Raw genomic sequence first — 26,310 nt, 5'->3', positions numbered from 1 at the left:
TGCAACAATTTCTTGGGTATTCTTTGTTAGGAAGTTGCCCGTAGTAGTGAGTTATCGTCAATATCAATAATTTTATTAGTATATCGCTTACTTACAAACGGGTGCTAAGAAGCTCACTTCAAACTGCAACATTTACAGTGGGAATAAAAGCATCCGTTTTTAACTTTAAATAAAGGAGGCATCAACATGAAGGCCGTTTATAAAATATGGGGCTACTTAGAAGAAATTCTTGCTGGAATTTTTTTCGTAGCAGGTGTTGTACTCATTTTTTATGGGGTTATTATGCGCTACATATTCAATGAACCACAAGCATGGGTAGAGGAATTAGCACGCTATTCTATAATTTGGGGTACATTTTTGGGATTTGGCTTAGCTCTTCGCCACAATCAGCATATACAGGTGGATATTCTATATGACAAATTAAAGCCATCGAAAAAACGTCTATTAGATTTAGTAGCAACAGGCTTGAGCATCGCCTTTTGCTTAATTTACACGTACTATGGTTTTGTTTTAGTGGAAAATCGCTATACATCTGGTATGGTTTCACTTGATATCGGGATTCCAATGTGGATTGTATATTTAGTCCTACCTCTTTCAGGTATTTTATTTTTACTAAGATTCGTAGAACGATTAGTTAATATTCTACGAGGAAAGGATGAAGAATATGCTAATCCTCTTACTTAGTTTCTTTTTGCTATTATTTCTACGAGTACCTGTTGCTATTAGCTTAGCACTATCAACAATTCTAGTGTTCTTCCAAATAGATTTTAATATGAATATGATTCCACAGCGCATTTTTACTGCATTAGATTCCTTCCCTATGATGGCCATCCCAGGATTCGTGCTGGCTGGCGTATTAATGGCGCGGGGTGGGATATCCAAATATTTAATTGAAGCTTTACGTGCATGGATTGGTCACCTGCCAGGTGGTCTTGCAGTTGTTACAATTGTTGCCTGTGCTATTTTTGCCGCTATTTCAGGCTCTTCACCTGCCACAGCAGCAGCAATCGGCTCTATTATGATCCCAGCAATGATTTCAGCAGGCTATAAAAAACGTTATTCGATGGGACTTGTGGCAGCAGGTGGTACATTAGGCATTTTAATTCCACCGAGTGTTCCATTAATTATTTATGGTATCACCTCAGAGCAATCAATTGGTGAATTATTTATGGCTGGGGTTCTTCCTGGATTAGCTTTAACAGGAATCTTAATTATTGCTGCTATCGTTTATGCGAAACGCAATGGATTTAATGGAGATCAACCAGCTTCTTGGGAAGAACGTGGGCGTAAATCTTTAAAAGCCATTTGGGGAGCATTTTTACCTTTTTTAATTTTAGGAACAATCTATTCAGGAGTTGTGACACCAACTGAATCAGCGGTGATAGCTGTTTTCTATGGTCTTATTGTATCCTTGTTTATCTATCGTGAAATGAAGCTAAAGGATTTCCGCGAAGTATTAGTAGAATCTATTAATATTACCGCTATGATTTTCTTAATAATAGGTGCCGCTTCGTTATTTGGACTCTATTTAACAAATGCACAAGTACCACAGCAAGTGGGTGCATGGATTGCAGAAAGTGATTTAAATAAGTGGATTTTTATGATAGTTGTCAATATTTTGTTCTTTATCATGGGTATGTTCTTAGAAGCCGTCTCCATTATTCTAATTACTTTACCAATTTTATTACCAATCCTTGCACACTTCGATATAAATTTAATCCACTTTGCCATTATTATGACGATTAATATGGAATTAGGAATGATCACTCCACCAGTTGGATTGAATCTCTTCGTGGTTAGCGGTATTGCAAAAGAAAAACTTGGGGAAGTGGTAAAAGGCGTTATACCGTTTATCATTTTAATGATTATCTTCTTAGCACTTGTTGTCTTAATCCCACAACTTTCTCTCTGGTTACCAGAGCAAATGAAATAAGGTTTTAAGATGGGTATAAATACAAAGGGTTATTCAATAAGAGATCGCTCTTTTTGGACAATTGTCATTAGTTTGGGCGGGGCTTCTGTTTTTGTATTTGCAGCAATGTATTCTGTTCAGCCCCTGCTCCCCTTCTTTACAGAGCAATTTCATATTTCTGTATCCGTTGCAAGTCTATCCGTATCTATGACTACTCTATCAGTAATTCTTGGATTAATCGTGCTAGGTTTTTTATCAGATCGTTATGGAAGAGTTTTGTTCATTCATTTATCCATAGTTTTTACTGTCATACCTTTTTTTTTCATGCCACTAACTGATTCTTTTTCTACTATTATTTTATTACGCTTTATTCAGGGCTTTGCTATTGCAGGTGTACCTGCAGCAGCACTTGCCTATCTTAGCGAAGAAATTGATCAACAATCAATGGGCTTTGCCACTGCATTGTATATTTCTTGTAATGCACTAGGCGGAACAATTGGTAGACTCATGATGGGGTATGTCACTGAATATTTTTCATGGAAAATGGCATTTATTTCATTAGCCATTATGGGATGCATCGTTATGGTAATTGTCTGGTGGATGCTACCTAAATCCAAAAATTTTTCGGTACAACAGCGTACGATTCAACAGGATTTACAAGGCTTTTGGTTTCATTTGAAAAACCCTCATTTATTGATGCTTTTTGGATTAGGAGTTATTTTACAATTATCCTTTACTGGAGTTTGGTCATTTATTCCCTATTACTTAACAGCCCCTCCTTTTCTATTATCTTTACAAAGCATTTCTTTTATTTTTTTAGCGTATGGTTTAGGTATTATTGGTTCGCCTCTTGCTAATGCACTCGCAGGAAAAGTTGGATTACATACCATTCGAACATTTGGTGTTTGTTTATTAACTGTGGGAATACTTTTTACATTAAGCAAGTCACTTTTCATTATTGTCATGGGACTTTGTCTAGCATGTTTAGGTTTTTTTACTGCTCATGCATTAACTTCCTCATTGGTAAGTCGGCTAGCTCTTTACCAAAAAGGAAGCGCCTCTAGTCTATATCTGGTCGCTTATTACCTTGGGGTGGCCTCTGGAAGTACAATACTAAGCCCTGTTTGGTCATTATTTCAATGGCATGGTATCGTGACCATTACTGCTTTTCTGCCAATAACATACCTATTTATTTTAAATTCGCTACAGAAACAGCAAAAAAGAGATGTACTCAAAAAATGAGCATCTCTTTTTTTGCTAATTCATTGTTTTTTTTTCAAGGACAATTGCTTTAATTTCTTTATAATATATGCACAGTAAAATTCCTACTAAGATTAATAAAGAGCCATATAATTGAACACTTGTAGGGAATTGTTTTAAAAATACCGCACTCAATAGCATAGCTATAGCTGGCTCAAAGTTTAACAACAGCGACGCATTTGTTGAGCCGACCTCCTTCATTTTTTGATTCCACATTAAATTGCTTACTCCGTGAATAATAATCGCTGATAAAATGAGCAAAAACCAGTAGGGCATTGCAACTTGCCAATTCGTCTGTGGCAAAATAGTAAATGAAAACGGTACGAGCACTAGTAAACCTATTAAATTTGTATAGAACGTAATCGACTGGGCTGACATTTTCTGACTAAGATGATTGACAATAATGAGAAACAAAGCAAAGCTTAGCATTGTAATTAAGCTCAACACTTCACCCACACCGATTGAAATGGTGATAAGTGCCCCTTTTGTAATGATGAGGCCAACACCAACAAATGAAAGTACCGCACCTAGCCAAAATATGCCGTTACGTGATTCATGATAGATCATTTTATTCAGTAGAGATGTAACAATCGGTGCACAGGCTAATATTAAAGCCGCAGTGATAGGAGAAGTGTGCTGGAGACTAGCATAAAAGCTATAGTGATTAATGGAAACGCCCAGTATTCCTGCCAGAATCAATAACAATAGATCCTTTCTTGTAAATGTTGTTCGGCAAATTGCTTTCCAACTAATCCCCCCTAAAAAGAGAACAATGACAATTAACCTAAAAATGGCGACCGTTAAAGGATCCCAATGGTCAATTAAAATAGAGCCAATAATGAAGTTACTGGCCCAAAAAAATACACAGCTAAATAAAATCATATAGATCGTTAGTTGTTTCATATTTTATCGCACCCGCAAATAAAGAGATTTCTACATAAGTAATGGCAAATCTACTTTCCTTTCCTTTATTCATCTTTTCTATTAAAACATAAGTATAGCAAACTAGAAAATTTCTAGTTTGCTATGTTATCTAAATAAGGGGGATTTAGATTTATGCTTAGTTGATAAACTTTCCTTTAGACATAACCACTCGGTTGGATGGTTTACGTGCAATAACTTCCGCGCTTGATACTGCGTCAAAAAATACAAAACTTGCTTCGTCCTTCACATTCGGCCAAACCTTCTGACCATTTGCATCTAATGGCGTGACACCACCTGTAATATATTTTAATGTTCGTCGAATAGAGCGTTCGTCAAGTTTACGAGAAATATCTGCAAAAGTAGTCGCTTTTTCTAAAATATCTCCTGAGCCATTAGGACTCCAAGAATCATAAAAGCCGTCACAACCAAAATGGACATCCACGCCGTGCTCTGTTAGTAATTCAATCGGTGGAATTAATCGTCGCAAATCAAATGGCACCGTTGACATTATTTTTACTTGTTGTTGTGCTAAACGATCTGCAATTTTATGCTGTTCCATGATCGATACATCACCAAGTGAAAACGCATGACTTATTGCCGTTCTACCCTGATATTTGGCATCCTCCACGATATCTATCCATTTATCGATTGTATAATACCCAACATGGCCACCATCATGTAAATGAATATCGACATCAACATTAAATTCCTGTGCAATATCCATCACTTCATAAAGAGAAGGCTCGATTGAGTTATCGATGCCTGCTGGATCTAGGCCACCAATCATCGTCGCTCCATTGCGTAAAGCTTCACGCAATAATTTAGGGACATCATCTCTTAATAGACCATGCTGTGGAAAGGCAATGACGTCGGATGTCACGACATCTTTATAATCGTCCAATGCCGCTAGAACACCTTCTAAATTTTTTAATCCAATGTATGGATCAATATTGACATGTGTACGAATATGATTCGCACCATTCTTAAGGATTTTTTCAATCATTGCAGCCGCACGTTGTTTTCCTGTTGTAGCAAGAACGGATAACTCTTGTGCTTCACGTTCAAGTCGTTCCTTTAAATTCTTTACGGGCACACAAGCCTTCCACGGTAAAGATAAGTATGTTTTATCTAAATGATTATGCATTTCCTTAAAGGCAGGTAATAGCAGCTTCCCTTTCATATCTGTGACTTCGTTTGGAGAATCAATTGCGTCTGTTGCGGGTACAATTTGCGAAATGAAGCCATCTGTAATTTCAAGGTGAAAAAGCTCCACTTTCGTTCCAACTGTATCATTTTCCTTTAGATATTCTCCTGTTTCAAGTAGAACATTTGTAAGCCAGTGCTTCATCTGAATTCTCCTTTCAACTCTCCTACATCCTGTTGGTGAATCATTTTGCCTTGTGAAATGACCGTAGTAATTGGGCATCTTCTTGCTATCACATGAGCAGTGCTCACGCCATCCACCAACAGCATATTCGCTTTATCACCAACTTGTGGCCAAACACGTTCTCCAGCATCATTTAAGGGTGTGATACCACCAGAAGCGTATTTCCAAGCTCGACTTAATGAGTATTCATCAATAAAACGGAATCTCTCCGCCATGACATTTAATTTCATAATCGTATTACCAGTACCATATGGTGACCAATGATCTGTTAAGCTATCATGTCCGACTGATACCTTTACACCATTGTTATAAAGATAAGGGATTGGAATTGTCGAACGGTTCAAATCAATTGGTACAGTTGTTGTTACATCCATTTGTACCTCAGCCATTGCTTGAACTAAATTTTCTAAACGTGACTGTTCTAAATCAGCAAGTGCCATCGCATGGCTAATTGTGACTTGTCCTTCTTTTTTCGCTTGTTTCGTTAACTCTATCAGTTTATAAAATTCAAATTCGCCTAGGGTGTTCGCTGTGTGAATATGAATATCGATCCCTGCATTATAATCTTGCGCAATACCCATTGTTGCTTGCAATGACTTTTCGATATTGCGATCTACAATGGATGGGTCAACGCCTCCAACAAGCGTTGCTCCCATTGCCATTGCCTCACGGACGAGTCCCTCTACATTGGAGCGTAATAAGCCATGCTGTGGAAAGGCTACAATATCATAGGTGATTTGATCTTGATAGTTTGCTAAAACCTGCTTTGTAATTTCAATATGCTTTGTCCCAATTTGTGGGTCAACATTACAATGTGAACGAATATGTGTGTGTCCTTGGGAAATGAGCCACTTCACCATTTCCTCAGCTCGATAAGCAACTGTCGGCAATTGTTTAGGTAGTAGTGTTCTTTCCTCTTCAATGCGTGTTAAAATCCCTTTAGTAATGGGTCTTGGTGCCTGCCATTCTCCGCCGAAATACGTTTTATCAATATGAATATGCATCTCTCGGAATGAAGGGACTAATAGTTGCTGTTGTGCATCTATTACTTCTACATCTTTATCAGCCACTATATCCTTATCTACTTGTTGAACATGCCCATCTTCGATTAGAACATCATAAATACCTGTACGAGTAGCAACAATGTGTTCATTTTCGCGCTCATATGCTTCTTCTAATCTCACATTTTTCAGCAATAGTTTACTCATAGTTTCCTCCCAATTGGTATTTTCCGTCTATCCCCAAATTTATTTACTCTACAATTTCAACGCCACTGATCATCGTGTAGTTAGATGCATCTAACCAAAAACCTTTTACAGCATTGCTGTAGACTGCTAAATGCTCATAGTTACGCACTGGAATATAGACAGCTTCGTCTAACTCAATTTGCATTGCTTTGTTGTAGATTTCATTACGTGCCTCTTGGTTTGCTTCAGAACGCCCTTGCTCAATTAGCTTGTCTACTTCTGGATTTGAATAGTAGAAATGGTTTCCTGGAGGTCCCATAGAAGCAGTGTGGAATAGATTGTATTGGTTATAATCAGCATCCCCCGTTGCATTACCCCAGCCACTAATAAAGATTTGGTGCTGTTCTTTCGTAATTTCAGAAATAAATGCACCATACTCCATTACTTGAATATCAACATCTAATCCGATTCCTTTTAATTGAGATTGAATAACCTCCGCCATATTAATACGCTCTTTACGATCACTTGTCAGTAATTTAACTTTTGTTCCCTCTTGAACGCCAGCTTCTTTTAACAATTCTTTTGCCTTCACTACATCATAGTCATACGGTTTCGTTTCACTAGAATATCCAATAATTTTTGGACTCATTGCAGAATTTGCAAGTGTCCCTACATTATCATAAATACCGCTAATAATTGCTTCACGGTCAACAGCATAGCTAATAGCTTGACGTACTTTTACATCCGATAATAATGTATCTTTTACGTTGAATCCGATAAATTCTACTGCTAGTCCTTCTGCACGGAATAAATTCATCGTTGAAGAATTTTCAATTCGATCAATCTCTGTCACAGGTACTTGTTCAGCAATATGTGCTTCTCCACTTTCAATCATTGCTAGACGAGTAGAATCCTCTGGTACAACTTTAAATGTTACTTTATCTACTTTTGGTACAGTTCCCCAATAGTCTTTATTGGAAATTAAAGTAATTTCTTGACCAGATTTCCAAGTTTCAAATACAAATGGGCCTGTCCCTACTGGATGAGTTGCTAATTCGTCCGCTGCTTCAGCTATCGCTTTCGGGCTCATCATACTACCCTCTTGACTTGCTAAAATAGATAGAAGCGGAGCATATGGTTCTTTTAATTTCAACGTTACAACATATTCATCATCTACCACTACTTCACTAATCATAGATAATTTATCACGCTGTGGTGATCCAGTTGCAGGATCTAGAATTCGGTCAAATGTCGCTTTTACAGCCTCTGCATTAAAATCTGCACCATCATGGAATTTAATGCCTTCATTCAATGTAAATGTCCAAGTGATTTCATCTTTTTGCTCCCACTCTTTTGCAAGTAATGGAACAATTTTACGATCTCTATCGAAAGCGACAAGTGTTTCATATACCTTGCCATGAATAATATTTGCTGATGGAATATCTGTAATAAAGTGAGGATCAAGACTTGTCGCATCTGCTGCTCTTAGAACAACTAATTCTCCTCCTACGCTTTTTGATCCCTCTTTGGAACCTTCTGTACTATTATTGCTAGCAGTAGAGCATGCTTGCAGAATAAGTACAGTCATTAGTGCCATGAATAAAAACAACTTCATTTTCTTCATCAACATTTCCTCCTTATGTGATTTGTTCCTTACATTTCGAATTATAAAGAAATAAAATTCACTTGTTTTTTAATATTTTTACGTGTTTTTTAAATTTTCTGACTAATAGACCATAAAATATTTACATTCTTTACGCTTTTCACTAAATTGAAATCAAATCAAATAGAAAAGGAGTTTCGATATGAATAAAGTAACAACTACTATCGATCGTTCTGTTTTAGTGAATGCACGCAAGGCATCTAGAAAAAAGAATCTTGTTTCTTTCCTAAACAAAATCAAAAAAAATAAAGCAGCTGTCGTAGGAGGCATCATCATACTTCTATATATATTGATGTTTCTTATCGGGCCCATTATAGCCCCTTACGATCCCTACGACGTACAATTAGATCAAAAATTACAAGGACCAAGCGTTGAACATCTAATGGGAACAGATGACAAAGGGCGAGATATTTTAAGTCGAATTTTATATGGGTCACGTTTATCAATTGGTGTTGGTATTTCAGCTGTTTTATTCGGTGGTACAATCGGCACTTTCTTAGGTCTTATTGCTGGCTATTATGGCAGATGGGTTGATTCTATTATTAGTCGAATGTTAGATATCATGCTTGCCTTCCCAGGTATTTTGCTAGCTTTAGCGATTGTCAGTGCATTGGGGCCAAGCCTTATCAATGTCACAATTGCTGTTGGGTTTTTCTCTATTCCTATGTTTGCTCGTATTGTACGTGGCTCCACAATGGAAGTTAAAAAATTAGAATATATCGATGCTGTCAAAACACTTGGAGCAAATGATATGACAATTTTAATTAAGCATATTTTCCCAAATATTTTATCTCCCATTATTGTACAAGCATCTATGCGCTTAGCAACTGCTATTCTATCTGCAGCAGGTCTATCATTCTTAGGTTTAGGTGCTCAGCCACCATCGCCTGAATGGGGTGCCATGCTTTCTAATGGACGAGATTTCCTATTTACTGCTCCTTATATGGCGCTATTCCCAGGTATTATGATTTCTATACTTGTATTAGGCTTTAACTTATTTGGTGACGGTTTACGTGATGCACTTGATCCAAGAATGAAAAATTAAAGGAGGAAAGACACATGACATTATTTATCTTAAAACGACTAGCTCAAATTATTCCTGTAACACTTGGTGTAACGCTTGTTGTTTTTCTCATTATGCAGATGATTCCTGGAGACCCAGCGATTATTTTAGCAGGGGAAGGGGCTTCTCAAGAAACAGTTGCAGAATTACGTGAAAATTTAGGGCTCAATAAACCATTAGCAGTTCAATATACAGACTATATTAAAAACCTTCTTCAAGGAGATATGGGTCACTCTTTAAAAAATAATCAACCAGTATTCGAGGAAATTACCTCCCGATTACCAATTACCATCGAGCTAGCCTTTTATAGTATTTTAATCACCATCGTTCTGGGGCTTATTGCGGGTATTATCTCCGCTATCCGTCCTTATTCGTTGATGGATGTAGGATTAATGGTTGTCGCTTTATTAGGGATTTCCCTTCCAAGCTTCTGGTTAGGAATTTTATTAATGTATGTATTCTCTGTACAGTTACACTGGCTTCCTGTAGCAGGCTGGGATAGTGCCAAACATATTATTCTACCAGCTGTCACACTTGGTGCTGGTGGAGCTGCCATCGTCGCTCGTATGACTCGCTCTAGTATGTTAGAGGTTGTAAACCAAGACTATATACGAACAGCGAAAGCAAAAGGCTTAAAGGGATACATCATCATTTTAAAGCACGCATTACGCAATGCCTTGATTCCAGTTATTACAGTAGTAGGCTTACAGTTTGGTAGTTTACTTGGCGGAACAGTTTTAGTTGAATCTGTTTTCGCTGTAAACGGATTAGGACGAATGATTGTAGATGCCATTCGAACACGGGATATACCAGTCGTACAAGGTGGCGTTCTTGTTGCCTCATTAATATTTGTTTTCATAAATCTTTTTGTAGACATAATGTACCGATTCTTTAATAAACGAATGGATTTAAACTAAGGAGGGGAAAAACGGATGAAACAAGAAACCGTGTTGGAAGTCAAAAATTTACAAACCTATTTTTATTCGAGTGAAGGGGTTGCCAAAGCTGTCGATGGGGTATCCTTTACTCTTCAAAAAGGAGAAACACTGGGCATTGTTGGTGAATCTGGTTGTGGGAAATCCATGACTTCCCTGTCATTACTTCGTTTAGTACCATCGCCCCCAGGTAAAATCATCAATGGCGAAATTTTATTAAATAATACAGACATTTTGAAGCTCTCAGATGAAGAGCTACGTAAAATTCGGGGCAATAAAATCTCGATGATTTTCCAAGAGCCTATGACAAGCTTAAATCCTGTATTATCCGTTGGAGAGCAAATTGCTGAATCCATTCGATTGCACCAAGGCTTATCACGTAAAGAAGCATGGCAAAAGGCTGTCGATATGATTCGCCTAGTTGGGATTCCTGCACCCGAAAAAAGAGCGAAGCAGGAACCTTATCAGTTAAGTGGTGGGATGCGACAGCGTATTATGATTGCCATGGCACTAGCGTGTACACCAGATGTGTTAATTGCTGACGAACCAACGACTGCTCTAGATGTAACCATTCAAGCTCAAATTATTGATATTATTCAAAACCTGCAAAAACAACTAGGCATGAGCATTATCTTCATTACCCATGACCTTGGTGTTGTAGCAGAAATCTGCGATAAAATTGCTGTTATGTATGCGGGGCAGGTTGTAGAAGAAGGCACAACAGAAAGTCTTTTTGAAAACCCGCTACACCCTTATACAAATGGATTAATTCAATCATTACCTAAGCTATACGAAGATCAAGAAGAATTATCTACTATTCACGGAACTGTTCCAAGTCCCTATAATTACCCAATTGGCTGCCGTTATGCAGAACGCTGCCCATTTGCTACAGATTTATGTCGTGAACAACAGCCTGAGCTTTTGACTGTTGAGCAAGGAAAAAAGGTAAGGTGCTGGATGTACAGTAATGAATGGCAAGGAGAAACACTTTTGAAGGAGCTGACAGTATGACAACAGCACAACACACACAACCACTATTACAAGTAAATGATTTAAAGCAGCATTTTTTCTTAAAAAAAGAAAAGCTCTTCGGTCCACAGCAGGTTGTAAAAGCTGTGGATGGGGTGTCTTTCGATATCATGCCTGGTGAGACGCTCAGTATTGTTGGAGAATCTGGCTGTGGAAAATCAACAACTGGTCGTTCTATTTTAAGATTAGATGAGCCTACTGCTGGAGAGGTATTGTTATTCGGTAAAAATTTAGTGAATATGAACAAAAAAGAGCTTCGTGCTGCACGCAAGGACATTCAAATTATTTTCCAAGATCCCTATGCATCCCTTAACCCACGAAGAACGATTCGTAAAATGTTAACAGAGGCCATGTCTATTCAAAAAATTGTACCACCTGAGCAACAAGAAGCACGCATGATTGAATTAATGTCCCTTGTTGGGTTACGTCCTGAATACTTAGAGCGTTATCCACATGAATTTTCTGGTGGTCAGCGTCAACGGATTGGTATTGCCAGAGCCCTTGCTGTTAATCCTAAAATTATTATTTGTGATGAGTCTGTTTCTGCCCTAGACGTTTCCATTCAAGCTCAAATACTAAATTTACTAAAACAACTACAAAGAGATTTAGATTTAACCTTTTTATTTATCTCACACGATTTAAGTGTTGTTCGACATATTTCAGACCGTATTATGGTGATGTATCTTGGAAAGGTCGTAGAAATTGCTGATAAGCATTCCCTTTTTACTCAGCCACATCATCCTTATACAAAAGCACTGTTTTCTTCTATACCTGTCATTGATAAGCAGCATCGGAAGGAGCGTATAATTTTAAAAGGTGACTTACCATCACCTCTTAGTCCCCCTACTGGCTGTAGCTTTCACACACGTTGCCCATTCGCAACAGATAAATGTAAAGCAGAAGTACCAGCACTACGAGCGATCACTGCAACACATAAGGTAGCTTGCCATTTCGCAGAAAATTTAGTTTAATGTATCTTACACTTATAAAATAAACGGAGAGGTCATTATGTTACAACCAGAAACCTTCAACATATATATTCTCCTATGTGTAATTGCTCCAATTATTGGAGCTTTTCTGCTTACTTTTATATTTATTTTCGAAAAGCAAATCGATAGCCTTGAGGAGGAAAAAAGAAATTTAGAGCTTGAGCAGGATTTACAAAGAGCAAATATTCTCCAGTTGAATCAGCAAATACAGCCACATTTCTTTTTTAATGCATTAAATTCATTATTAAGCCTAGCTCGCATCAATCGGAAGGAAGATTTGGTTGCGGGCATTGAGGCTTTGGCAACATTTTTTAAATTTAAATACAATAATCATGAGGTTTTAATTGCGTTAAAGAACGAGGTACAATTTGTCGATAGTTATTTAAATATTCAACAATTACGATTTGGCCATCGTTTGACTGTAAATAAATATGTTGATGATGAAGCACTATCCGTCCAAATACCACCTTTTATTCTGCAGACCATTATTGAAAATGCCTATAAACATAGCTTTGAAAAGCATATAGGACCTGCAGAGCTATCCATTACAATCAAAAAAATGGCTAATAGCTTATTAATTGAAATTAAAAATACACAGCCTTTAGAAAAAATAGAAATGACTACTGAACAGGTAGTAGACGAACTGCAGCAAGGTTATGGGCTCGAAAATATTAGAAAACGGCTTGAGCTCATTTATGGGCTCGAAAATATTTTATTCTCGATTCAAAACAATGAACAGCATTACACTGTTACCATCCATGTTCCCGCTTAGGCTTTCTATCAACTGGAAGGAGAAAGGAGAAACTCACCATGAATATTTTAATCGCAGATGATGAGCCATTAGAGCTTGAGCAAATGATTTATTTATTAAAGCCACATTTTCCAAATTGGACCTTCCATACTGCCCAAGATGCCTCACAAGCTCTGCAATTAGCTAAGAAGCACCGTATGACTATCGCCTTTTTGGATATTCAAATGCCTGGGAAAGATGGAATCACGTTGAGCAAGGAATTAAAAGCGCTTTATGAGGTAGACATCATCATGGTAACAGCTTATCAAACCTTTGAATATGCCCAACAAGCATTGCGTATCGGGGTAAAGGATTATCTTACAAAACCAGTCATTGCAAGTGAATTAGATGCTATTGTGGAGAAATATAAGGTTTGGAGTTCTAACCATGATGCGATTCAAAGCGCACTTTCCTATATTCATGAAAACTATTATGAAAAACTGAGTCTCAATATTATTGCTGAAAAAATTCATTTAAATCCGAGCTATTTAAGTCGTAAATTTTTGGAGGAGCAGTCTATTGGCATTAATGAATACATTAATAATTATCGCCTAGAAATGGCTGTAAAGAAAATCAATGAAAATCTAGACACAAGTATGTCTGCAATTGCTGAGAGCTGTGGTTTTAATAGTCAGCACTATTTTAGCGTTGCGTTTAAGAAAAAATATAATCAATCACCAAGACAATATAAATCCTCTAAAATGAGTAAAGGTCTTTACTAGTATGCTAAGGAAGTTTTCATTGCTTGTTCCATTTGCAAGTTTAAGCACAGCAGCAGGAGTCATTATTCTTTTAGCGAGATGGATTAATGGTAATTTATTATTATCCTCTCCTTCAGCCCTTATTTCTTTTGGTTTTATGGCGGGCATTTGTTATACATTAGCAACAGCTATTTCATTTATCATACTTGGTTCATTGCTGAAGAAGAGCGATTACACACAAAATCAGCATACACAAAGCTTTTTGCTCTTTACCATACAGCGTAAATTGTCTGGAATGAATTTAAAGGTTATACGTCTATTTTACCTGCTAACAGGTATTGAACTTTGGCTTATTCAATTAATAAGCATTAGTGTATTGTCTGAAATTATGTTAAATATTCCAGTCCCTATTACACTTTTTTTCTTTTTAATCGGCATCTTACTTCTTGACCGCATCATGTCAGTGAAAAGTATACTATGGTTGGAAATTTTATTTATTATTGCTCTTTTTTCATTACTTATTTTTATCCCTATTTATTACTTTGTACTAAATGGGGCAAGCACCGTATATGAGGGTATTCGCTTATATCACCCTTATTTATTTTATTTTAAAAATAGCGAAATTCTGCTGTTCTATGTCATTATTCAACTAGCCGTTTTAGGACAAGTATTTTTTGATAAATCAACATGGTATTTAATTGCCTTTATAAAACCTAAAAAAGTACGTAGCAGTCTGTTTTCCTCAGGTGTAATTTTAGCGTTATTAACGCTATCATTTACGGCAATTTTAATGATTGCCCTATACAGCGGATCATTTGGCCAATTCCAAGTACTGATTTTTACGTTTTTATATGAAGTACAACCAGGCTTTCTGACATTTGCTTTTCTCGTCATTGTCCTATTAGCCATTGTCACAACTTTGCTTGTAGACATGCGGGCAACGAAACGTTTTTTTGTGACGAAAAGACCCTATTATTTCTATTTGATTGGCCTGATGATTATTTTATTCACCTGTTTCTTATCTATCGATTTAACGATTTTAGGTGTTATTTATTCTTTTGCCTTTCTGCACATTACCATGCTACCGTTTTTGTTAATCCTTTTATTTACGAATCGCCATATTCATAAGCATAGCTGGCTTGTCATCCTACTATCCATCATCATTGGAATTGGTGTTGGTTTAAGCTTTAATACGCTTTACGGATTAGCTACCAGCTTTATGATCTCAAGTATTTATCAATTAATGCTTCAGACTGAAACAATTGAAAAAAATACCTGAACTCGATAATATTCGGGTTCAGGTTTATAAGTTATTTAACTGATATAAAATAAAAATAGGATTAGTACTAGCAAGCCAACAATGGCCGAACTAATGGAAACATAATGTCTTTTTTCCTCTCGACCATAGTAATAGTCAATGAAAATAGAGCTGAAAAGGCTGACAACTAAATATCCTCCAATAATAACAGTAAATAAAATCCACCCTTTAATTATGATCACCATGAGCATCATGGTATTCAAAATTTTAATAGCCCAAACAGCACGTCTATGATGACTATTGACATACTCCTTTGGTATAGTAAATTTTTTCCTCATTAGTTTATCGACAAGCATTTGGATAGCTATGAGAAAAACTAGCATAACGATTAAACCTGACATTCCAAATTTAGCATCTTTTTTGAGAGCAAGATCTAAATAAGCCTTGGCCAACTCTTTATTATCTACTTTATAAAATGAATTGCTGTCATAATCAACAATTCCGATATCCTCCTCGTTTATGAACATTTTCAGCTTCATAACCTGACCTTTTTCAAACTCTACCCAGACATCACGTTGTAATCTAAAAAAAATACGCTCATTCATTTGTGTCACTGTAGCTTGCTGTAATAGTTGTTGTAATAACTCTTTTTCTGAACCTTGCTCCATTACTCGTTGTCCAATGACCCACCCAGGTCTACCAGCCTTAAAGATCTCCTCATCTGAATTGTAAATCATTGTATATTTTTTTATAGATTGCTGCTGTGCTAATTGAACAATTGAAGCATGCTGCGTTTGCTCTATCTGCCCCAATGGACCGATTTCTATTATCAATAGAAACATGAAAATCGTGCCTATGATGATCAATGGGTAAGACCAGCGTCTTGTTTTTTTTGTTTGCCGCACTTGCCGTAAAATATCCTCCTGTAAGGATTTCGTAAATCGTGGTGCTTCGCCAAGTTCTTGATCCAATTTCTCTTTAAAAGTTGTCATTCATTAACACCTCCCACTTACTATTCGCTAATTTTTCCTGTAACATTTTCCTTGCTCGATGCAATCTGGTTTTAACTGTATTTTCTGCACATGTAAGAATATCTGCAATTTCTCTAATCTTTAATTCCTGATAATAATAAAGGATGACGACTTCTCTATAAGGAATAGGTAATTCAAATAAAGCATTTGTTAATGTTGTCCGTTCATCCTGTGCTAATAGCATCGTTTCAGGTGTTCGTTTACTTGCACCAATATGCAATTTTTCCAACAGTTGATGGCGTTTATTTTTCCAGCTTCGCAAATAATCATGACTTTTATGTACAGTTATTTTAACTAAATAGGTCTTTAGAGATGCTCTTTGTTCGAAGCGATCCTGCTGCCGATAATAAGAAAAAAAGACATCCTGGACTATTTCTTCTGCCATCGCCCAATCCTTTACATAAAGATAAGCCACTCGTAAGCAATATTCTCCGTGTTCTTCCATAATGGCCACCAAATGCTCACTCATCTAAACACCTCCTCTAAACATTCACCCTATAGTCGTAATCGGAACTTAGTTGGTTTCAAAAAAATCGAAAAAGTTTCGTTATCATGAAGGTCATAAAAAGAAAAAATCCTCACACAATAAGAGGGTATTTTTATGAATAGTAACTCCTAAAGAAATAGCCTACATTTTTAGAATGAATTTGTTTGTATGCCATGTTGCATACTTTTTTTCTATTATCTATTGAATAACTAGCAAAAAAACTGTTATAGTGAGATTGTTTGTCTGACGTCTGACTAATTAAGATCTTTAGCTGTTCTTCTGAAATTGGAACATCAGGACAAAATATCACAGATACTTATGGAGGAACTTATGAGATACTTAATATCCTTTTGTGGATTGTTACTTGTTTTTGCCTTAGCTTTATTAATGAGTAAAAACAAAAAAGAAATAAAATATAAATATATAGTGATTATGTTGATCATCCAATTTTTATTGGCAGCTTTACTACTTAATACAACGGTCGGCTATGTGCTAATCAAAGGAATCACCAAAGTGTTTGATCACTTATTGTCCTATGCAAATGCAGGTATATCATTTGTTTTTGGTGGCTTAGCAAATGAAGGAGAATCACCCTTCTTTTTAGCCGTTTTATTACCAATCGTCTTTATATCTGTTCTGATTGGGATCTTGCAGCATTTCAAAATTCTTCCTTTTCTAATGAGATGGGTAGGTTTATTTTTAAGTAAAGTAAGTGGTATGGGGAAATTGGAATCCTATAATGCTGTTGCCTCTGCTATGGTAGGCCAATCCGAAGTGTTCATAACTGTTAAAAAGCAATTAGATAAGATTGCACCACAACGTATGTATACATTATGCGCTTCTGCTATGTCGACTGTTTCGATGTCAGTAGTTGGCGCTTATATGACGATGATTGAGCCAAAGTATGTTGTTACGGCCATTGTATTAAACCTGTTTGGTGGATTTATTATTGTTTCCATTATTAATCCATATACTGTAGATGAAAAAGAAGATATCTTAACAATTGAAGATGAACATAAGCAAGCGTTCTTTCAAATGATTGGTGAATATATTATGGATGGCTTTAAAGTAGCCATCATTGTTGGGGCGATGCTTATTGGTTTCGTAGCATTAATGGATTTAATCAATTCATTATTCGATATAATTATCGGCATCTCTTTCCAAGAAATATTAGGCTATATCTTTGCGCCAATCGCTTTCCTAATGGGTATCCCATGGGCAGATGCTGTGGCAGCTGGCGGTATTATGGCAACCAAATTAGTAACAAACGAATTTGTTGCTATGATTAATCTTGGCGATGTTGCTGAGTCCATGAGTGAACGTACATTAGGTATTATTTCTGTATTCCTCGTATCTTTTGCCAACTTTTCATCAATCGGGATTATTTCGGGTGCTGTAAAAGGTTTGAATGAAAGGCAAGGGAATGTCGTTGCTCGATTTGGTTTAAAGTTGTTGTACGGCGCTACGCTCGTAAGTATCTTAACAGCTATTATTGTGGGATTGATTATTTAAATTGTATCTGGAACTATTTAATGAACTGCACTCAGTTAGATGGGTGCAGTCCTTATTTTATCGCTTAAGATTACTCCAAATTAAAAAATGTACATTACTAAAATTGAATTTAGTAATGTACATTTTTACTTTATATCTCTTTATTTTACGACAATATTGACAAGTTTGCCTGGAATAACGATGATTTTCACTAAGCTCTTTCCTGCCATGTATTCTTGAACCTTTTCATCGGCAAGTGCTACTTTTTCAATATCCTCTTTTGAAGCATCTTTTGCTACGACGATCTTAGCACGTACTTTACCAGCAACTTGTACAGCAATTTCTACTTCATCATCCACAAGCTTTGCTTCATCATATGTTGGCCATTGCTCATATGAAAGAGTGGAATCGTGTCCTAATAGTTGCCATAATTCTTCTGCAATATGCGGAGCGATTGGAGCTAGCATTTTCACAAAGCCTTCAGCATAAGTCGTTGGTATCACATCAGCTTTATAGCAATCATTAATAAAGACCATCATTTGTGAAATAGCTGTGTTAAAGCGGATGCCTTCATAATCCTCTGTCACTTTTTTCACTGTTTGGTGGTATGATTTTTCAAGTGATTGATCGTTAGACACTTGAATTTTTGCTGAAATTGCGCCGTCTTCTTCACTGACAAATAGACGCCAGATACGGTCTAAGAAGCGACGTGCTCCATCTAAACCATTTGTAGACCATGCAACAGAAGCCTCTAGTGGGCCCATGAACATTTCATATAAACGTAATGTATCGGCACCATGTGACGTAATGATTTCATCTGGATTGACAACATTGCCCTTAGATTTAGACATTTTCTCATTACCTTCACCTAGAATCATTCCCTGGTTAAATAACTTTTGGAATGGTTCTTTTGTATGGACAACGCCTAAATCATAGAGAACTTTATGCCAGAAGCGAGCGTATAGTAAATGTAATACAGCATGCTCCGCACCACCAATATAAATATCAACAGGTAACCAACGTTTTAGTAACTCTGGGTCTGCAATCGCCTCTGTATTTGTAGGGTCGATATAGCGTAGGAAGTACCAGCTCGAACCTGCCCACTGCGGCATTGTATTTGTTTCACGACGCCCTTTTTTACCTGTTTCTGGATCGACAACATTTACCCATTCTTCAATATTTGCTAATGGTGATTCACCAGTACCTGATGGACGGATATTATCTGTTTTTGGTAGCATTAGAGGTAATTCTGATTCTGGAACTGGCGTTATCGTGCCATCTTCCCAATGAATCATTGGAATTGGTTCACCCCAATAACGCTGACGGGAGAATAACCAGTCACGTAGACGGTAAGAAATTTTCTTCTCTCCCACACCCTTTTCCGCTAACCATTCAATGGCTTTCGCAATGCCATCTACTTTATTTAAACCATTAAGGAATTCAGAGTTAATATGTTGACCATCACCTGTAAATGCTTCTTTACTGATGTCTCCACCTTCAAGTACAGGAACGATGTCTAGGCCAAATTCAGTCGCGAATTCATAGTCACGCTCATCATGTGCTGGCACCGCCATAATAGCACCTGTACCATAAGACACTAACACATAGTCAGCAATCCAAATTGGCACTTTTTTACCGTTAATCGGATTCACTGCATAAGCGCCTGTAAATACGCCTGTTTTTTCTTTCGCTAAATCTGTACGCTCTAGGTCAGATTTCATTTTAACTTTCTCTAAATAAGTCTCAACAGCTTGGCGTTGGTCAGCTGTTGTTATTTGTTCCACTAATTTATGCTCTGGCGCAAGCACACAGTATGTAGCACCAAATAATGTATCAGGGCGCGTTGTGAAAACTGTGAAGTTTTGATCTGAACCGTCAATGGCAAATGTCACTTCTGCCCCTTCTGAACGGCCAATCCAATTGCGTTGCATATCTTTAATAGATTCAGGCCAATCAACTTCTTCTAGGTCATCGATTAAACGATCAGCATAGGCTGTAATTTTAAGCATCCATTGCTTCATTGGTCTGCGTTCTACTGGATGACCACCACGCTCTGATTTCCCATCAATTACTTCTTCGTTAGCTAATACCGTGCCAAGTGCTGGACACCAGTTAACAGCTACTTCATCCACATAGGCTAAACCTTTCTTATAAAGCTGGATAAAAATCCATTGTGTCCATTTATAATATTCTGGATCAGTTGTGTTAATTTCGCGATCCCAATCATAGCTGAAGCCTAGCTCTTGAATTTGACGTTTAAATGTTGCAATATTTTTAGCTGTAAATTCAGCTGGATCATTCCCTGTATCAAGTGCATATTGTTCTGCTGGTAAACCAAAAGCATCCCAGCCCATTGGATGAAGTACATTATAGCCTTGCATACGTTTAAAGCGCGATAGAATATCAGTTGCCGTATAGCCCTCTGGATGGCCTACATGAAGTCCTGCGCCTGATGGATATGGGAACATATCTAATGCATAAAATTTAGGCTTTGCTGTTTCATTTTCAGTTTTAAATGTTTTGTTATCAGCCCAGTATTGCTGCCACTTTTTTTCAATTTGTTCATGATTAAAACTCATTTTTTTTCCTCCTTCGATTGATCGTGCTGCTCTCCATTATAATTGACAAAATATTTAAAAAATAAAAAAACTCGCCCCTATCTTATAGAAGGGACGAGAGAATTTGTACTCCCGCGGTACCACCCAAATTAGTGATTACACTCGGCTCAAGCTTCCTTAACGCGGAAGAAACGACACACGCTGTTTCACGCGGGCAGACTCAGAAGGCGAGTTCAACTTGCATTCTTACTAGCTTCCACCAACCGCTAGCTCTCTAAAAAGAACCACAAATTTACTATTCCTCATCACAGTCTTTACATGATATTGCATTTATTCTAATGGAAAGTATTGAAAAGCACAAGCCTTTGTTTACAGCTTACCCATTACTGAACAATTAAATCCTTTTCTTCCTTAGACTTTGATAAATCCTTACATTCATGAAAAGCAAAATGCTGACAACCAATGCATTGATTGGCGTTCAAATAATGGAAAGCTTTTGTAATCGCTTCTCCTGTATGCTGAAAAAAATGTTGCGCGCCTATTTTATCGTAAAGACCATTGTGCTGAAGAGCACCCTTTAAATCACCTTGCACACCCGTTACCAAAATAGTACCGCCCTGTGCTTTATAATTTTCTATGATATTACTAAAATATGCTTCTCCAGTAGAATCCATAAAGGGCACTTTCCCCATCCGTAATATCAAAACTCTTGGTTGCTGATGCAGAGTACTTTCAATCGTTTGCTCAAACATTTGTGCAGCACCAAAAAACAACGGCCCTTCAATGGTGTACATACTAATTTGCGGGCAATCATGCTGCTGATGCACTACATGTGGCTGTACCTTTTCACTTTTATTTGAATGATCTGGAAGTACTTTTGTAACAACAAGCTTTTCACTCATGCGTTTCGCAAATAATAGCACAGCCAGCACAAGCCCAACCTCAACTGCTAACGTAAGACTAGTGAATACCGTTAATAAAAAGGTAATCAATAATACCAGTGAGTCGCCTGATTTTAATTTTGCGATATGTGAGAAATGATGTCGTTCACTCATATTCCAAGCTACGACCATCAGTACCGGAGCCATGCTTGCTAACGGAATATGAGATGCATATGGAGCTAATAACAATAATGTGATTAAAACAAACACACCATGAATGATACCCGACATAGGGGATACTGCTCCTGTTTTGATATTGGTCGCTGTGCGTGCAATAGCACCTGTTGCTGGAATACCACCGAATAAAGGCGTCACAATATTAGCAATTCCCTGACCAATTAACTCACGATTACTGTTATGCTTACTATTTGTCATCCCATCCGCCACAACTGCCGATAATAGAGACTCAATACCACCTAGCATTGCAATGACAAACGCTGGACCAATAAGTTGTTGTAATCGTTCGAGCGTGATGTTCGGTAAGGCGAAATGAGGTAATGTATTAGGAATTTGCCCATAGGCCGTTGCAATGGTAGCAACTTGTCCTGAAAAGAAGAAGGTTGCTATAAGTGTAGAGACAACGATACCCGCTAATGCTCCAGGAACCTTTGGAAAAAACTTTGGTGTTATCACGATTGTCACCAAGCATACCGCGGCAGTAAGAATACTATACGTATTTGTCGTATCAAGCTGCTTAATAATTTCCTGTATGTTGGCGATAAAATATTCATGCCTTTTAACATTTGTGAGCCCTAGAAAGTTAGCGATTTGACCTGTAAAAATAATCACTGCTATCCCTGCTGTAAAACCAACTGTTACAGGACGTGGAATAAACTTAATTAAAGTCCCTAACTTAAAAAAGCCCATGACACAAAGCAATACCCCTGCCATTAAACCCGCTAGTAATAAATCTTCATAGCCATAGGTAAGAACAATCCCCAATAGAATTGGCACAAACGCCCCCGTAGGCCCACCTATTTGATATTTGGAACCTCCAAAGAGAGAAATAAGAATACCTGCAATGCAAGCTGTATAAATCCCATATTCAGGTTTCACACCCGATGCTATGGCAAAGGACATGGCAAGTGGAATAGCAACGATTCCCACAATAATCCCTGACAATAAATCCTTCTTTACATGTTGAACTGAATATCCTTCAAAGCGTCCTGTAAACAGTGACTTCATAGATAAATCTTCCCTTCGAAATAATAAGCAAAGCTCAATTTGTCATCATCATTGATTTACTTATTCTCTTCGTCACCTTCATTACTCGTCATTTCCTCTAATCTAGAAATGGTATTAACCAAATGGTTATTAAAAATATCCTTTGCCACCCCAAGTAATGCACCAATCATTGGGTCACTTAAAGAATAGTAAACTTTTTTCCCTTCCTTCACGCCATAAACAATATTTTTAGCACGCAATACACTTAATTGCTGAGAAACAGCAGAACCCTCTTTCTCCAAGCAATCTTGAATCTCATTGACACTTTTCTGTCCATCTACAAGGAGTTCAAGTATTCGGATGCGTAACGGATGTGCTAATGCTTTGAAAAAATCCGCTTTAAACTGTTGTAAGCCCTCTTCCATAAAAAAACCCCTCCATATAACTACATATTCAAATATTTGAATATGTATGATTGTAATCCTGTCACAACATTTTTTCAATATCTGCTATAAAAAAAGAACAAAAACAAGTACTTAATACTCGTTTTTGCTCTTTTCAGTGCGACATTATTAATCTGCTACTATTTTGTTCTTCTTTAAAGGATAATCGTATGTTAAACATGGAATAATCGCCAATAGTACAATAACTACTAATGTTAAAACAAGAGGAATCATGCCAAATTGATCCACCATAATACCGCCAAATAGTGGACCAATCATCCGTCCTCCAGTGGCAGCACTATTGATAATGCCTTGATAGAACCCTTGTCGACCTTTTGGTGCCAGTTGATTAGCAATCGTTGGTAACGCTGGCGTATAAAACATTTCGCCAAATGTTAAGACAAGCATCGCTGCTCCAAACATTTTAAAATCGTTTGCAAAGGCAATAATACCAAAGGAAAGTGCAATCAGCGTTACACCAAATACTAACTGACGTTTTAAATTGTGTTCCCACCGCTTTACGAGCGGTGCAATGAGCGGTTGCCCAATGACAATTAGAAGACCGTTGATTGTCCAAAGTAAGCTATATTGCTTTAATCCCAATCCTAAATCTTGTGTATAAGATGAAATGGTTGCACTCCATTGAGAATATGCTAGCCAGCATAAAACGGAGGATGCACTAATTATTAACAAAGCATAGAAAGGTGCCTTGTTTACGATTCGCTTACTTTCGCTCAAGACATTTTTAGGTGCAATACTGCCCGCCTCCAAACGCTTAAATGTAAATAAGGCAATGAAAAAGAATAAAATATACATACCTAAATTCACTTTAAACACATAGTCAAATTGATAATCTGCCACTATACCGGCAAGGGCAGGACCTACGGCAACACCGACATTTTGTGCTAAATAGATAGTATTAAAAGCCTTACGTCCACCTTCTGGCCAGGCAGCCCCAGCTAAGGCAAACATACCTGGGAAAACAATACCCCCACTAAAGCCTAGTATCGTTAAAAACCACACATAATGTGGCCAACCGTGCCAAATTGTTAAGCCAATTAATGAAGCAATCGTTAACAGGATACCAAGCATAATAGCTTTATAGCCACCAATTCTATCAAATAAGTAACCACCTAATAGATTACCTAATACTCCAGCAGCAGAATTCAGCATTAAGACAAAACCAGCCATAGCTAAAGATTTGCCTAAATAATCATGCATATAAATGGCATTCAAAGGCCATAAAAAAGAGTTGCCTGTTGTGTTCACAAGCATTCCGATAATTAAAAACCAAACACGTTTTGGCATAGGATGACCTCCATTATTTCGCTTCTCTAAATAGTTAGTGTATGCTGAAATACTTAAAAGTACAAGGAAAATAATTTTACCTTTTTTACAAGACTTCTATCCTATTTTCAATCGTATTTAGTTTTGTTCCTTTCCATTTTTCTTTATCCAAATCATGATATTACCCTTACCCCATGACGGAACGAAATGCACATGATAGAATAGAGCGTTAGAGGAGTGAAATAAATGACAGAGACGAATTTTCCTTTTCCTTCAGAGGGGAAAAGATACTATACATGGAATCGCTATTTACGTGACCAATTTGGTCATAAAGTTTTTAAAGTGGCATTAGATGCAGGATTTGATTGCCCTAACCGCGACGGCACAGTTGCTTTCGGTGGCTGTACATTTTGCAGTGCTGCAGGTTCTGGTGATTTTGCTGGTAATAAGGTAGATCCAATTGATGTTCAATTTGCTGAAATCCGAGACAAAATGCACCAGAAATGGAAGGATGGCAAATACATGGCCTATTTCCAAGCCTACACAAATACACATGCCCCTTTGCCAGTTTTAAAAGAAAAATTTGAAGCAGCTTTAGCGCAAGAAGGTGTAGTAGGTCTTTCTATTGCTACTCGTCCTGACTGTTTACCTGATGATGTTGTCGAATATTTAGCAGAGCTAAATGAGCGGACGTATTTATGGATTGAGCTCGGTCTACAAACGGTGCATGAGAAAACGGCTAATCTTATTAATCGTGCCCATGATTATGCAACGTATGTGGAAGGCGTTGAAAAATTGCGTAAGCATGGCATTCGTGTTTGTTCACATATCATTAACGGATTGCCTCTCGAAGACTATGACATGATGATGGAAACGGCACGAGCAGTTGCACAATTAGATGTCCAAGGCATTAAAATCCACTTACTTCATCTATTAAAAGGAACGCCTATGGTGAAGCAATATGAAAAAGGTATGTTAGAATTTTTAGATCAAGATGTGTATACAAAACTAGTAGCAGACCAATTAGAAATTTTACCACCAGAGATGGTCATTCATCGTATTACAGGTGATGGACCGATTGATTTAATGATTGGACCCATGTGGAGTGTTAATAAATGGGAAGTACTGAATGGCATTGATGCTGAGCTTGAACGTCGTGGTAGTTGGCAAGGGAAGTTGTATAAGGCAGAGGTTATGAAATGATACTACAACGCGTTTTACAATATGCCCAGCAGTTATTAAAAGATAATATAAAAGAGGGAGATACAGTTGTGGATGCAACTGCTGGAAACGGCCATGACACATTGTTTCTGGCACAGCTTGTTGGGGATGAAGGGCAAGTTTATGCCTTTGATGTCCAAAAAGAGGCGGTTGACGCGACACTCCTCCGACTTTTAGATCATGGTTTAGAACATCGAGCACTCGTTTTAAATAAAGGGCATGAAGAAGTTACACAGTTTGTTCACAAGCCAGTAACTGCGGCAATCTTCAATCTAGGCTATTTACCTGGTAGCAACCATGATATTATTACAAGACCTAATACAACAATCCAAGCCATTGAGAATATATTAAAGCTCTTAAAAGTGGGCGGTTTGATTGTTCTTGTTATTTATCATGGTCATCCAGGTGGAAAAGAAGAGCGTGATAAGGTCATTGATTATGTAAGCCAACTGCCACAAAAATATGTTCATGTCTTAAAATATGCATTTCTGAATCAACAAAATGATCCACCCTTCGTCATTGCATTAGAGAAAATGAAAGAATATCCTATTCAATAATGACATGCTAAAAGGCGATCAGCTAGTTTCTA

Annotated in this window: 23 protein-coding genes and 1 other annotated feature; of the genes, 13 read left to right on the top strand and 10 right to left on the bottom strand. The window is 37.3% G+C overall.

The window, feature by feature from the left end; translation table 11 throughout:
- The first annotated feature begins 186 nt into the window (after positions 1-186).
- Genes QH639_RS04495 through QH639_RS04485 form a run of 3 tightly spaced genes read left to right on the top strand, consistent with a single transcriptional unit; the run spans position 187 to position 3,154 of the window.
- Positions 187-684, top strand: a complete 498-nt coding sequence (locus QH639_RS04495) for a TRAP transporter small permease (RefSeq protein WP_048391136.1) — start codon at positions 187-189, stop codon at positions 682-684.
- On the top strand, positions 665-1,933 hold the full coding sequence (locus QH639_RS04490) for a TRAP transporter large permease (protein ID WP_048391134.1): 1,269 nt from the start codon (positions 665-667) through the stop codon (positions 1,931-1,933). The genes QH639_RS04495 and QH639_RS04490 overlap by 20 nt, the downstream gene beginning before the upstream one ends.
- 9 nt (positions 1,934-1,942) lie before the next feature.
- Complete coding sequence (locus tag QH639_RS04485) at positions 1,943-3,154, top strand: MFS transporter (RefSeq protein ID WP_131521288.1); 1,212 nt, start codon at positions 1,943-1,945, stop codon at positions 3,152-3,154.
- A gap of 15 nt (positions 3,155-3,169) precedes the next feature.
- Here QH639_RS04485 and QH639_RS04480 read toward each other — a convergent pair whose 3' ends face one another.
- From QH639_RS04480 to QH639_RS04465, 4 genes are all read right to left on the bottom strand, one after another.
- Positions 3,170-4,075, bottom strand: coding sequence for a DMT family transporter (locus QH639_RS04480; RefSeq protein WP_281115683.1), 906 nt, complete (start codon positions 4,073-4,075; stop codon positions 3,170-3,172).
- Between the two features lie 157 nt (positions 4,076-4,232).
- On the bottom strand, positions 4,233-5,444 hold the full coding sequence (locus tag QH639_RS04475; protein ID WP_131521286.1) for an amidohydrolase: 1,212 nt from the start codon (positions 5,442-5,444) through the stop codon (positions 4,233-4,235).
- Complete coding sequence (locus tag QH639_RS04470; RefSeq protein ID WP_281115682.1) at positions 5,441-6,691, bottom strand: amidohydrolase family protein; 1,251 nt, start codon at positions 6,689-6,691, stop codon at positions 5,441-5,443. Before QH639_RS04470 ends, QH639_RS04475 begins: the two co-directional genes overlap by 4 nt.
- 43 nt (positions 6,692-6,734) lie before the next feature.
- Positions 6,735-8,294, bottom strand: a complete 1,560-nt coding sequence (locus QH639_RS04465; RefSeq protein ID WP_281115681.1) for a glutathione ABC transporter substrate-binding protein — start codon at positions 8,292-8,294, stop codon at positions 6,735-6,737.
- A 181-nt stretch (positions 8,295-8,475) separates the two neighbouring features.
- Between QH639_RS04465 and QH639_RS04460 the strand changes: the two genes are divergently transcribed.
- The 7 genes from QH639_RS04460 to QH639_RS04430 are packed head-to-tail and all read left to right on the top strand — an operon-like array spanning position 8,476 to position 15,119.
- Positions 8,476-9,378, top strand: a complete 903-nt coding sequence (locus tag QH639_RS04460) for an ABC transporter permease (RefSeq protein ID WP_281115680.1) — start codon at positions 8,476-8,478, stop codon at positions 9,376-9,378.
- A gap of 14 nt (positions 9,379-9,392) precedes the next feature.
- Positions 9,393-10,313, top strand: a complete 921-nt coding sequence (gene nikB, locus QH639_RS04455; RefSeq protein ID WP_131521282.1) for a nickel ABC transporter permease — start codon at positions 9,393-9,395, stop codon at positions 10,311-10,313.
- Between the two features lie 15 nt (positions 10,314-10,328).
- Positions 10,329-11,342 carry an ABC transporter ATP-binding protein gene (locus QH639_RS04450; RefSeq protein ID WP_131521281.1) on the top strand — a complete coding sequence of 338 codons (1,014 nt, stop codon included), beginning with the start codon at positions 10,329-10,331 and terminating at the stop codon, positions 11,340-11,342.
- Positions 11,339-12,331, top strand: coding sequence for an ABC transporter ATP-binding protein (locus QH639_RS04445; protein WP_131521280.1), 993 nt, complete (start codon positions 11,339-11,341; stop codon positions 12,329-12,331). The genes QH639_RS04450 and QH639_RS04445 overlap by 4 nt, the downstream gene beginning before the upstream one ends.
- 37 nt (positions 12,332-12,368) lie before the next feature.
- Complete coding sequence (locus QH639_RS04440) at positions 12,369-13,121, top strand: sensor histidine kinase (RefSeq protein ID WP_131521279.1); 753 nt, start codon at positions 12,369-12,371, stop codon at positions 13,119-13,121.
- 38 nt (positions 13,122-13,159) lie between these two features.
- Positions 13,160-13,861: a response regulator transcription factor gene (locus QH639_RS04435; protein WP_131521278.1), complete on the top strand. Its 702-nt coding sequence runs from the start codon at positions 13,160-13,162 to the stop codon at positions 13,859-13,861.
- 19 nt (positions 13,862-13,880) lie between these two features.
- The gene (locus QH639_RS04430; protein WP_227744951.1) at positions 13,881-15,119 is read left to right on the top strand and encodes a permease; all 1,239 of its coding nucleotides are present in this window, start codon (positions 13,881-13,883) and stop codon (positions 15,117-15,119) included.
- A gap of 35 nt (positions 15,120-15,154) precedes the next feature.
- Here QH639_RS04430 and QH639_RS04425 read toward each other — a convergent pair whose 3' ends face one another.
- Both QH639_RS04425 and QH639_RS04420 read right to left on the bottom strand, forming a co-directional pair.
- The gene (locus tag QH639_RS04425; protein WP_281115679.1) at positions 15,155-16,090 is read right to left on the bottom strand and encodes a DUF4181 domain-containing protein; all 936 of its coding nucleotides are present in this window, start codon (positions 16,088-16,090) and stop codon (positions 15,155-15,157) included.
- Entirely contained in the window at positions 16,077-16,598 is a 522-nt protein-coding gene (locus QH639_RS04420; protein ID WP_281115678.1) for a sigma-70 family RNA polymerase sigma factor, read from the bottom strand. The genes QH639_RS04425 and QH639_RS04420 overlap by 14 nt, the downstream gene beginning before the upstream one ends.
- A gap of 348 nt (positions 16,599-16,946) precedes the next feature.
- On the opposite strand from QH639_RS04420, the gene QH639_RS04415 reads away from it, so the two are divergent.
- Entirely contained in the window at positions 16,947-18,128 is a 1,182-nt protein-coding gene (locus QH639_RS04415) for a NupC/NupG family nucleoside CNT transporter (protein ID WP_131521274.1), read from the top strand.
- A gap of 140 nt (positions 18,129-18,268) precedes the next feature.
- Here the strand turns inward: QH639_RS04415 and leuS are convergent, their stop codons facing one another.
- The 4 genes from leuS to QH639_RS04395 form a co-directional block, all read right to left on the bottom strand.
- Positions 18,269-20,686 carry a leucine--tRNA ligase gene (gene leuS, locus QH639_RS04410; RefSeq protein ID WP_281115677.1) on the bottom strand — a complete coding sequence of 806 codons (2,418 nt, stop codon included), beginning with the start codon at positions 20,684-20,686 and terminating at the stop codon, positions 18,269-18,271.
- 86 nt (positions 20,687-20,772) lie between these two features.
- Positions 20,773-20,983: a binding site (T-box leader), on the bottom strand.
- A gap of 65 nt (positions 20,984-21,048) precedes the next feature.
- Positions 21,049-22,791, bottom strand: coding sequence for a SulP family inorganic anion transporter (locus QH639_RS04405; protein WP_131521272.1), 1,743 nt, complete (start codon positions 22,789-22,791; stop codon positions 21,049-21,051).
- Positions 22,792-22,847: 56 nt separating this feature from the next.
- Positions 22,848-23,195 (bottom strand): ArsR/SmtB family transcription factor, encoded by a 348-nt coding sequence (locus QH639_RS04400; protein WP_131521271.1) that lies wholly within the window; start codon positions 23,193-23,195, stop codon positions 22,848-22,850.
- Positions 23,196-23,342: 147 nt separating this feature from the next.
- Positions 23,343-24,521: an MDR family MFS transporter gene (locus tag QH639_RS04395; protein ID WP_048391096.1), complete on the bottom strand. Its 1,179-nt coding sequence runs from the start codon at positions 24,519-24,521 to the stop codon at positions 23,343-23,345.
- A 225-nt stretch (positions 24,522-24,746) separates the two neighbouring features.
- Between QH639_RS04395 and mnmL the strand changes: the two genes are divergently transcribed.
- Both mnmL and mnmM read left to right on the top strand, forming a co-directional pair.
- On the top strand, positions 24,747-25,703 hold the full coding sequence (gene mnmL, locus QH639_RS04390) for a tRNA modification radical SAM protein MnmL/YtqA (protein ID WP_048391094.1): 957 nt from the start codon (positions 24,747-24,749) through the stop codon (positions 25,701-25,703).
- Positions 25,700-26,278, top strand: coding sequence for a tRNA 5-(aminomethyl)-2-thiouridylate-methyltransferase MnmM (gene mnmM / locus QH639_RS04385; protein ID WP_131521270.1), 579 nt, complete (start codon positions 25,700-25,702; stop codon positions 26,276-26,278). The genes mnmL and mnmM overlap by 4 nt, the downstream gene beginning before the upstream one ends.
- Positions 26,279-26,310: the final 32 nt, after the last annotated feature.

This window comes from Lysinibacillus sp. 1 U-2021, from assembly GCF_029916965.1.
In the GTDB taxonomy this organism is placed as follows: domain Bacteria; phylum Bacillota; class Bacilli; order Bacillales_A; family Planococcaceae; genus Lysinibacillus; species Lysinibacillus capsici.
This window is presented reverse-complemented; position numbering and strand designations above follow the sequence as displayed.

Excerpts from the sequence above, each read along its gene's own strand:
- QH639_RS04405 (WP_131521272.1), bottom strand. The coding sequence starts at position 22,791 with ATGAAGTCACTGTTTACAGGACGCTTTGAAGGATATTCAGTTCAACAT.
- QH639_RS04480 (WP_281115683.1), bottom strand. The coding sequence starts at position 4,075 with ATGAAACAACTAACGATCTATATGATTTTATTTAGCTGTGTATTTTTT.
- QH639_RS04495 (WP_048391136.1), top strand. The coding sequence starts at position 187 with ATGAAGGCCGTTTATAAAATATGGGGCTACTTAGAAGAAATTCTTGCT.
- nikB (WP_131521282.1), top strand. The coding sequence starts at position 9,393 with ATGACATTATTTATCTTAAAACGACTAGCTCAAATTATTCCTGTAACA.
- QH639_RS04450 (WP_131521281.1), top strand. The coding sequence starts at position 10,329 with ATGAAACAAGAAACCGTGTTGGAAGTCAAAAATTTACAAACCTATTTT.
- QH639_RS04400 (WP_131521271.1), bottom strand. The coding sequence starts at position 23,195 with ATGGAAGAGGGCTTACAACAGTTTAAAGCGGATTTTTTCAAAGCATTA.
- QH639_RS04465 (WP_281115681.1), bottom strand. The coding sequence starts at position 8,294 with ATGAAGAAAATGAAGTTGTTTTTATTCATGGCACTAATGACTGTACTT.
- QH639_RS04445 (WP_131521280.1), top strand. The coding sequence starts at position 11,339 with ATGACAACAGCACAACACACACAACCACTATTACAAGTAAATGATTTA.
- QH639_RS04485 (WP_131521288.1), top strand. The coding sequence starts at position 1,943 with ATGGGTATAAATACAAAGGGTTATTCAATAAGAGATCGCTCTTTTTGG.
- QH639_RS04470 (WP_281115682.1), bottom strand. The coding sequence starts at position 6,691 with ATGAGTAAACTATTGCTGAAAAATGTGAGATTAGAAGAAGCATATGAG.
- leuS (WP_281115677.1), bottom strand. The coding sequence starts at position 20,686 with ATGAGTTTTAATCATGAACAAATTGAAAAAAAGTGGCAGCAATACTGG.
- QH639_RS04475 (WP_131521286.1), bottom strand. The coding sequence starts at position 5,444 with ATGAAGCACTGGCTTACAAATGTTCTACTTGAAACAGGAGAATATCTA.
- QH639_RS04460 (WP_281115680.1), top strand. The coding sequence starts at position 8,476 with ATGAATAAAGTAACAACTACTATCGATCGTTCTGTTTTAGTGAATGCA.
- QH639_RS04440 (WP_131521279.1), top strand. The coding sequence starts at position 12,369 with ATGTTACAACCAGAAACCTTCAACATATATATTCTCCTATGTGTAATT.
- QH639_RS04420 (WP_281115678.1), bottom strand. The coding sequence starts at position 16,598 with ATGAGTGAGCATTTGGTGGCCATTATGGAAGAACACGGAGAATATTGC.
- QH639_RS04415 (WP_131521274.1), top strand. The coding sequence starts at position 16,947 with ATGAGATACTTAATATCCTTTTGTGGATTGTTACTTGTTTTTGCCTTA.
- mnmL (WP_048391094.1), top strand. The coding sequence starts at position 24,747 with ATGACAGAGACGAATTTTCCTTTTCCTTCAGAGGGGAAAAGATACTAT.
- QH639_RS04435 (WP_131521278.1), top strand. The coding sequence starts at position 13,160 with ATGAATATTTTAATCGCAGATGATGAGCCATTAGAGCTTGAGCAAATG.
- QH639_RS04395 (WP_048391096.1), bottom strand. The coding sequence starts at position 24,521 with ATGCCAAAACGTGTTTGGTTTTTAATTATCGGAATGCTTGTGAACACA.
- mnmM (WP_131521270.1), top strand. The coding sequence starts at position 25,700 with ATGATACTACAACGCGTTTTACAATATGCCCAGCAGTTATTAAAAGAT.
- QH639_RS04490 (WP_048391134.1), top strand. The coding sequence starts at position 665 with ATGCTAATCCTCTTACTTAGTTTCTTTTTGCTATTATTTCTACGAGTA.
- QH639_RS04425 (WP_281115679.1), bottom strand. The coding sequence starts at position 16,090 with ATGACAACTTTTAAAGAGAAATTGGATCAAGAACTTGGCGAAGCACCA.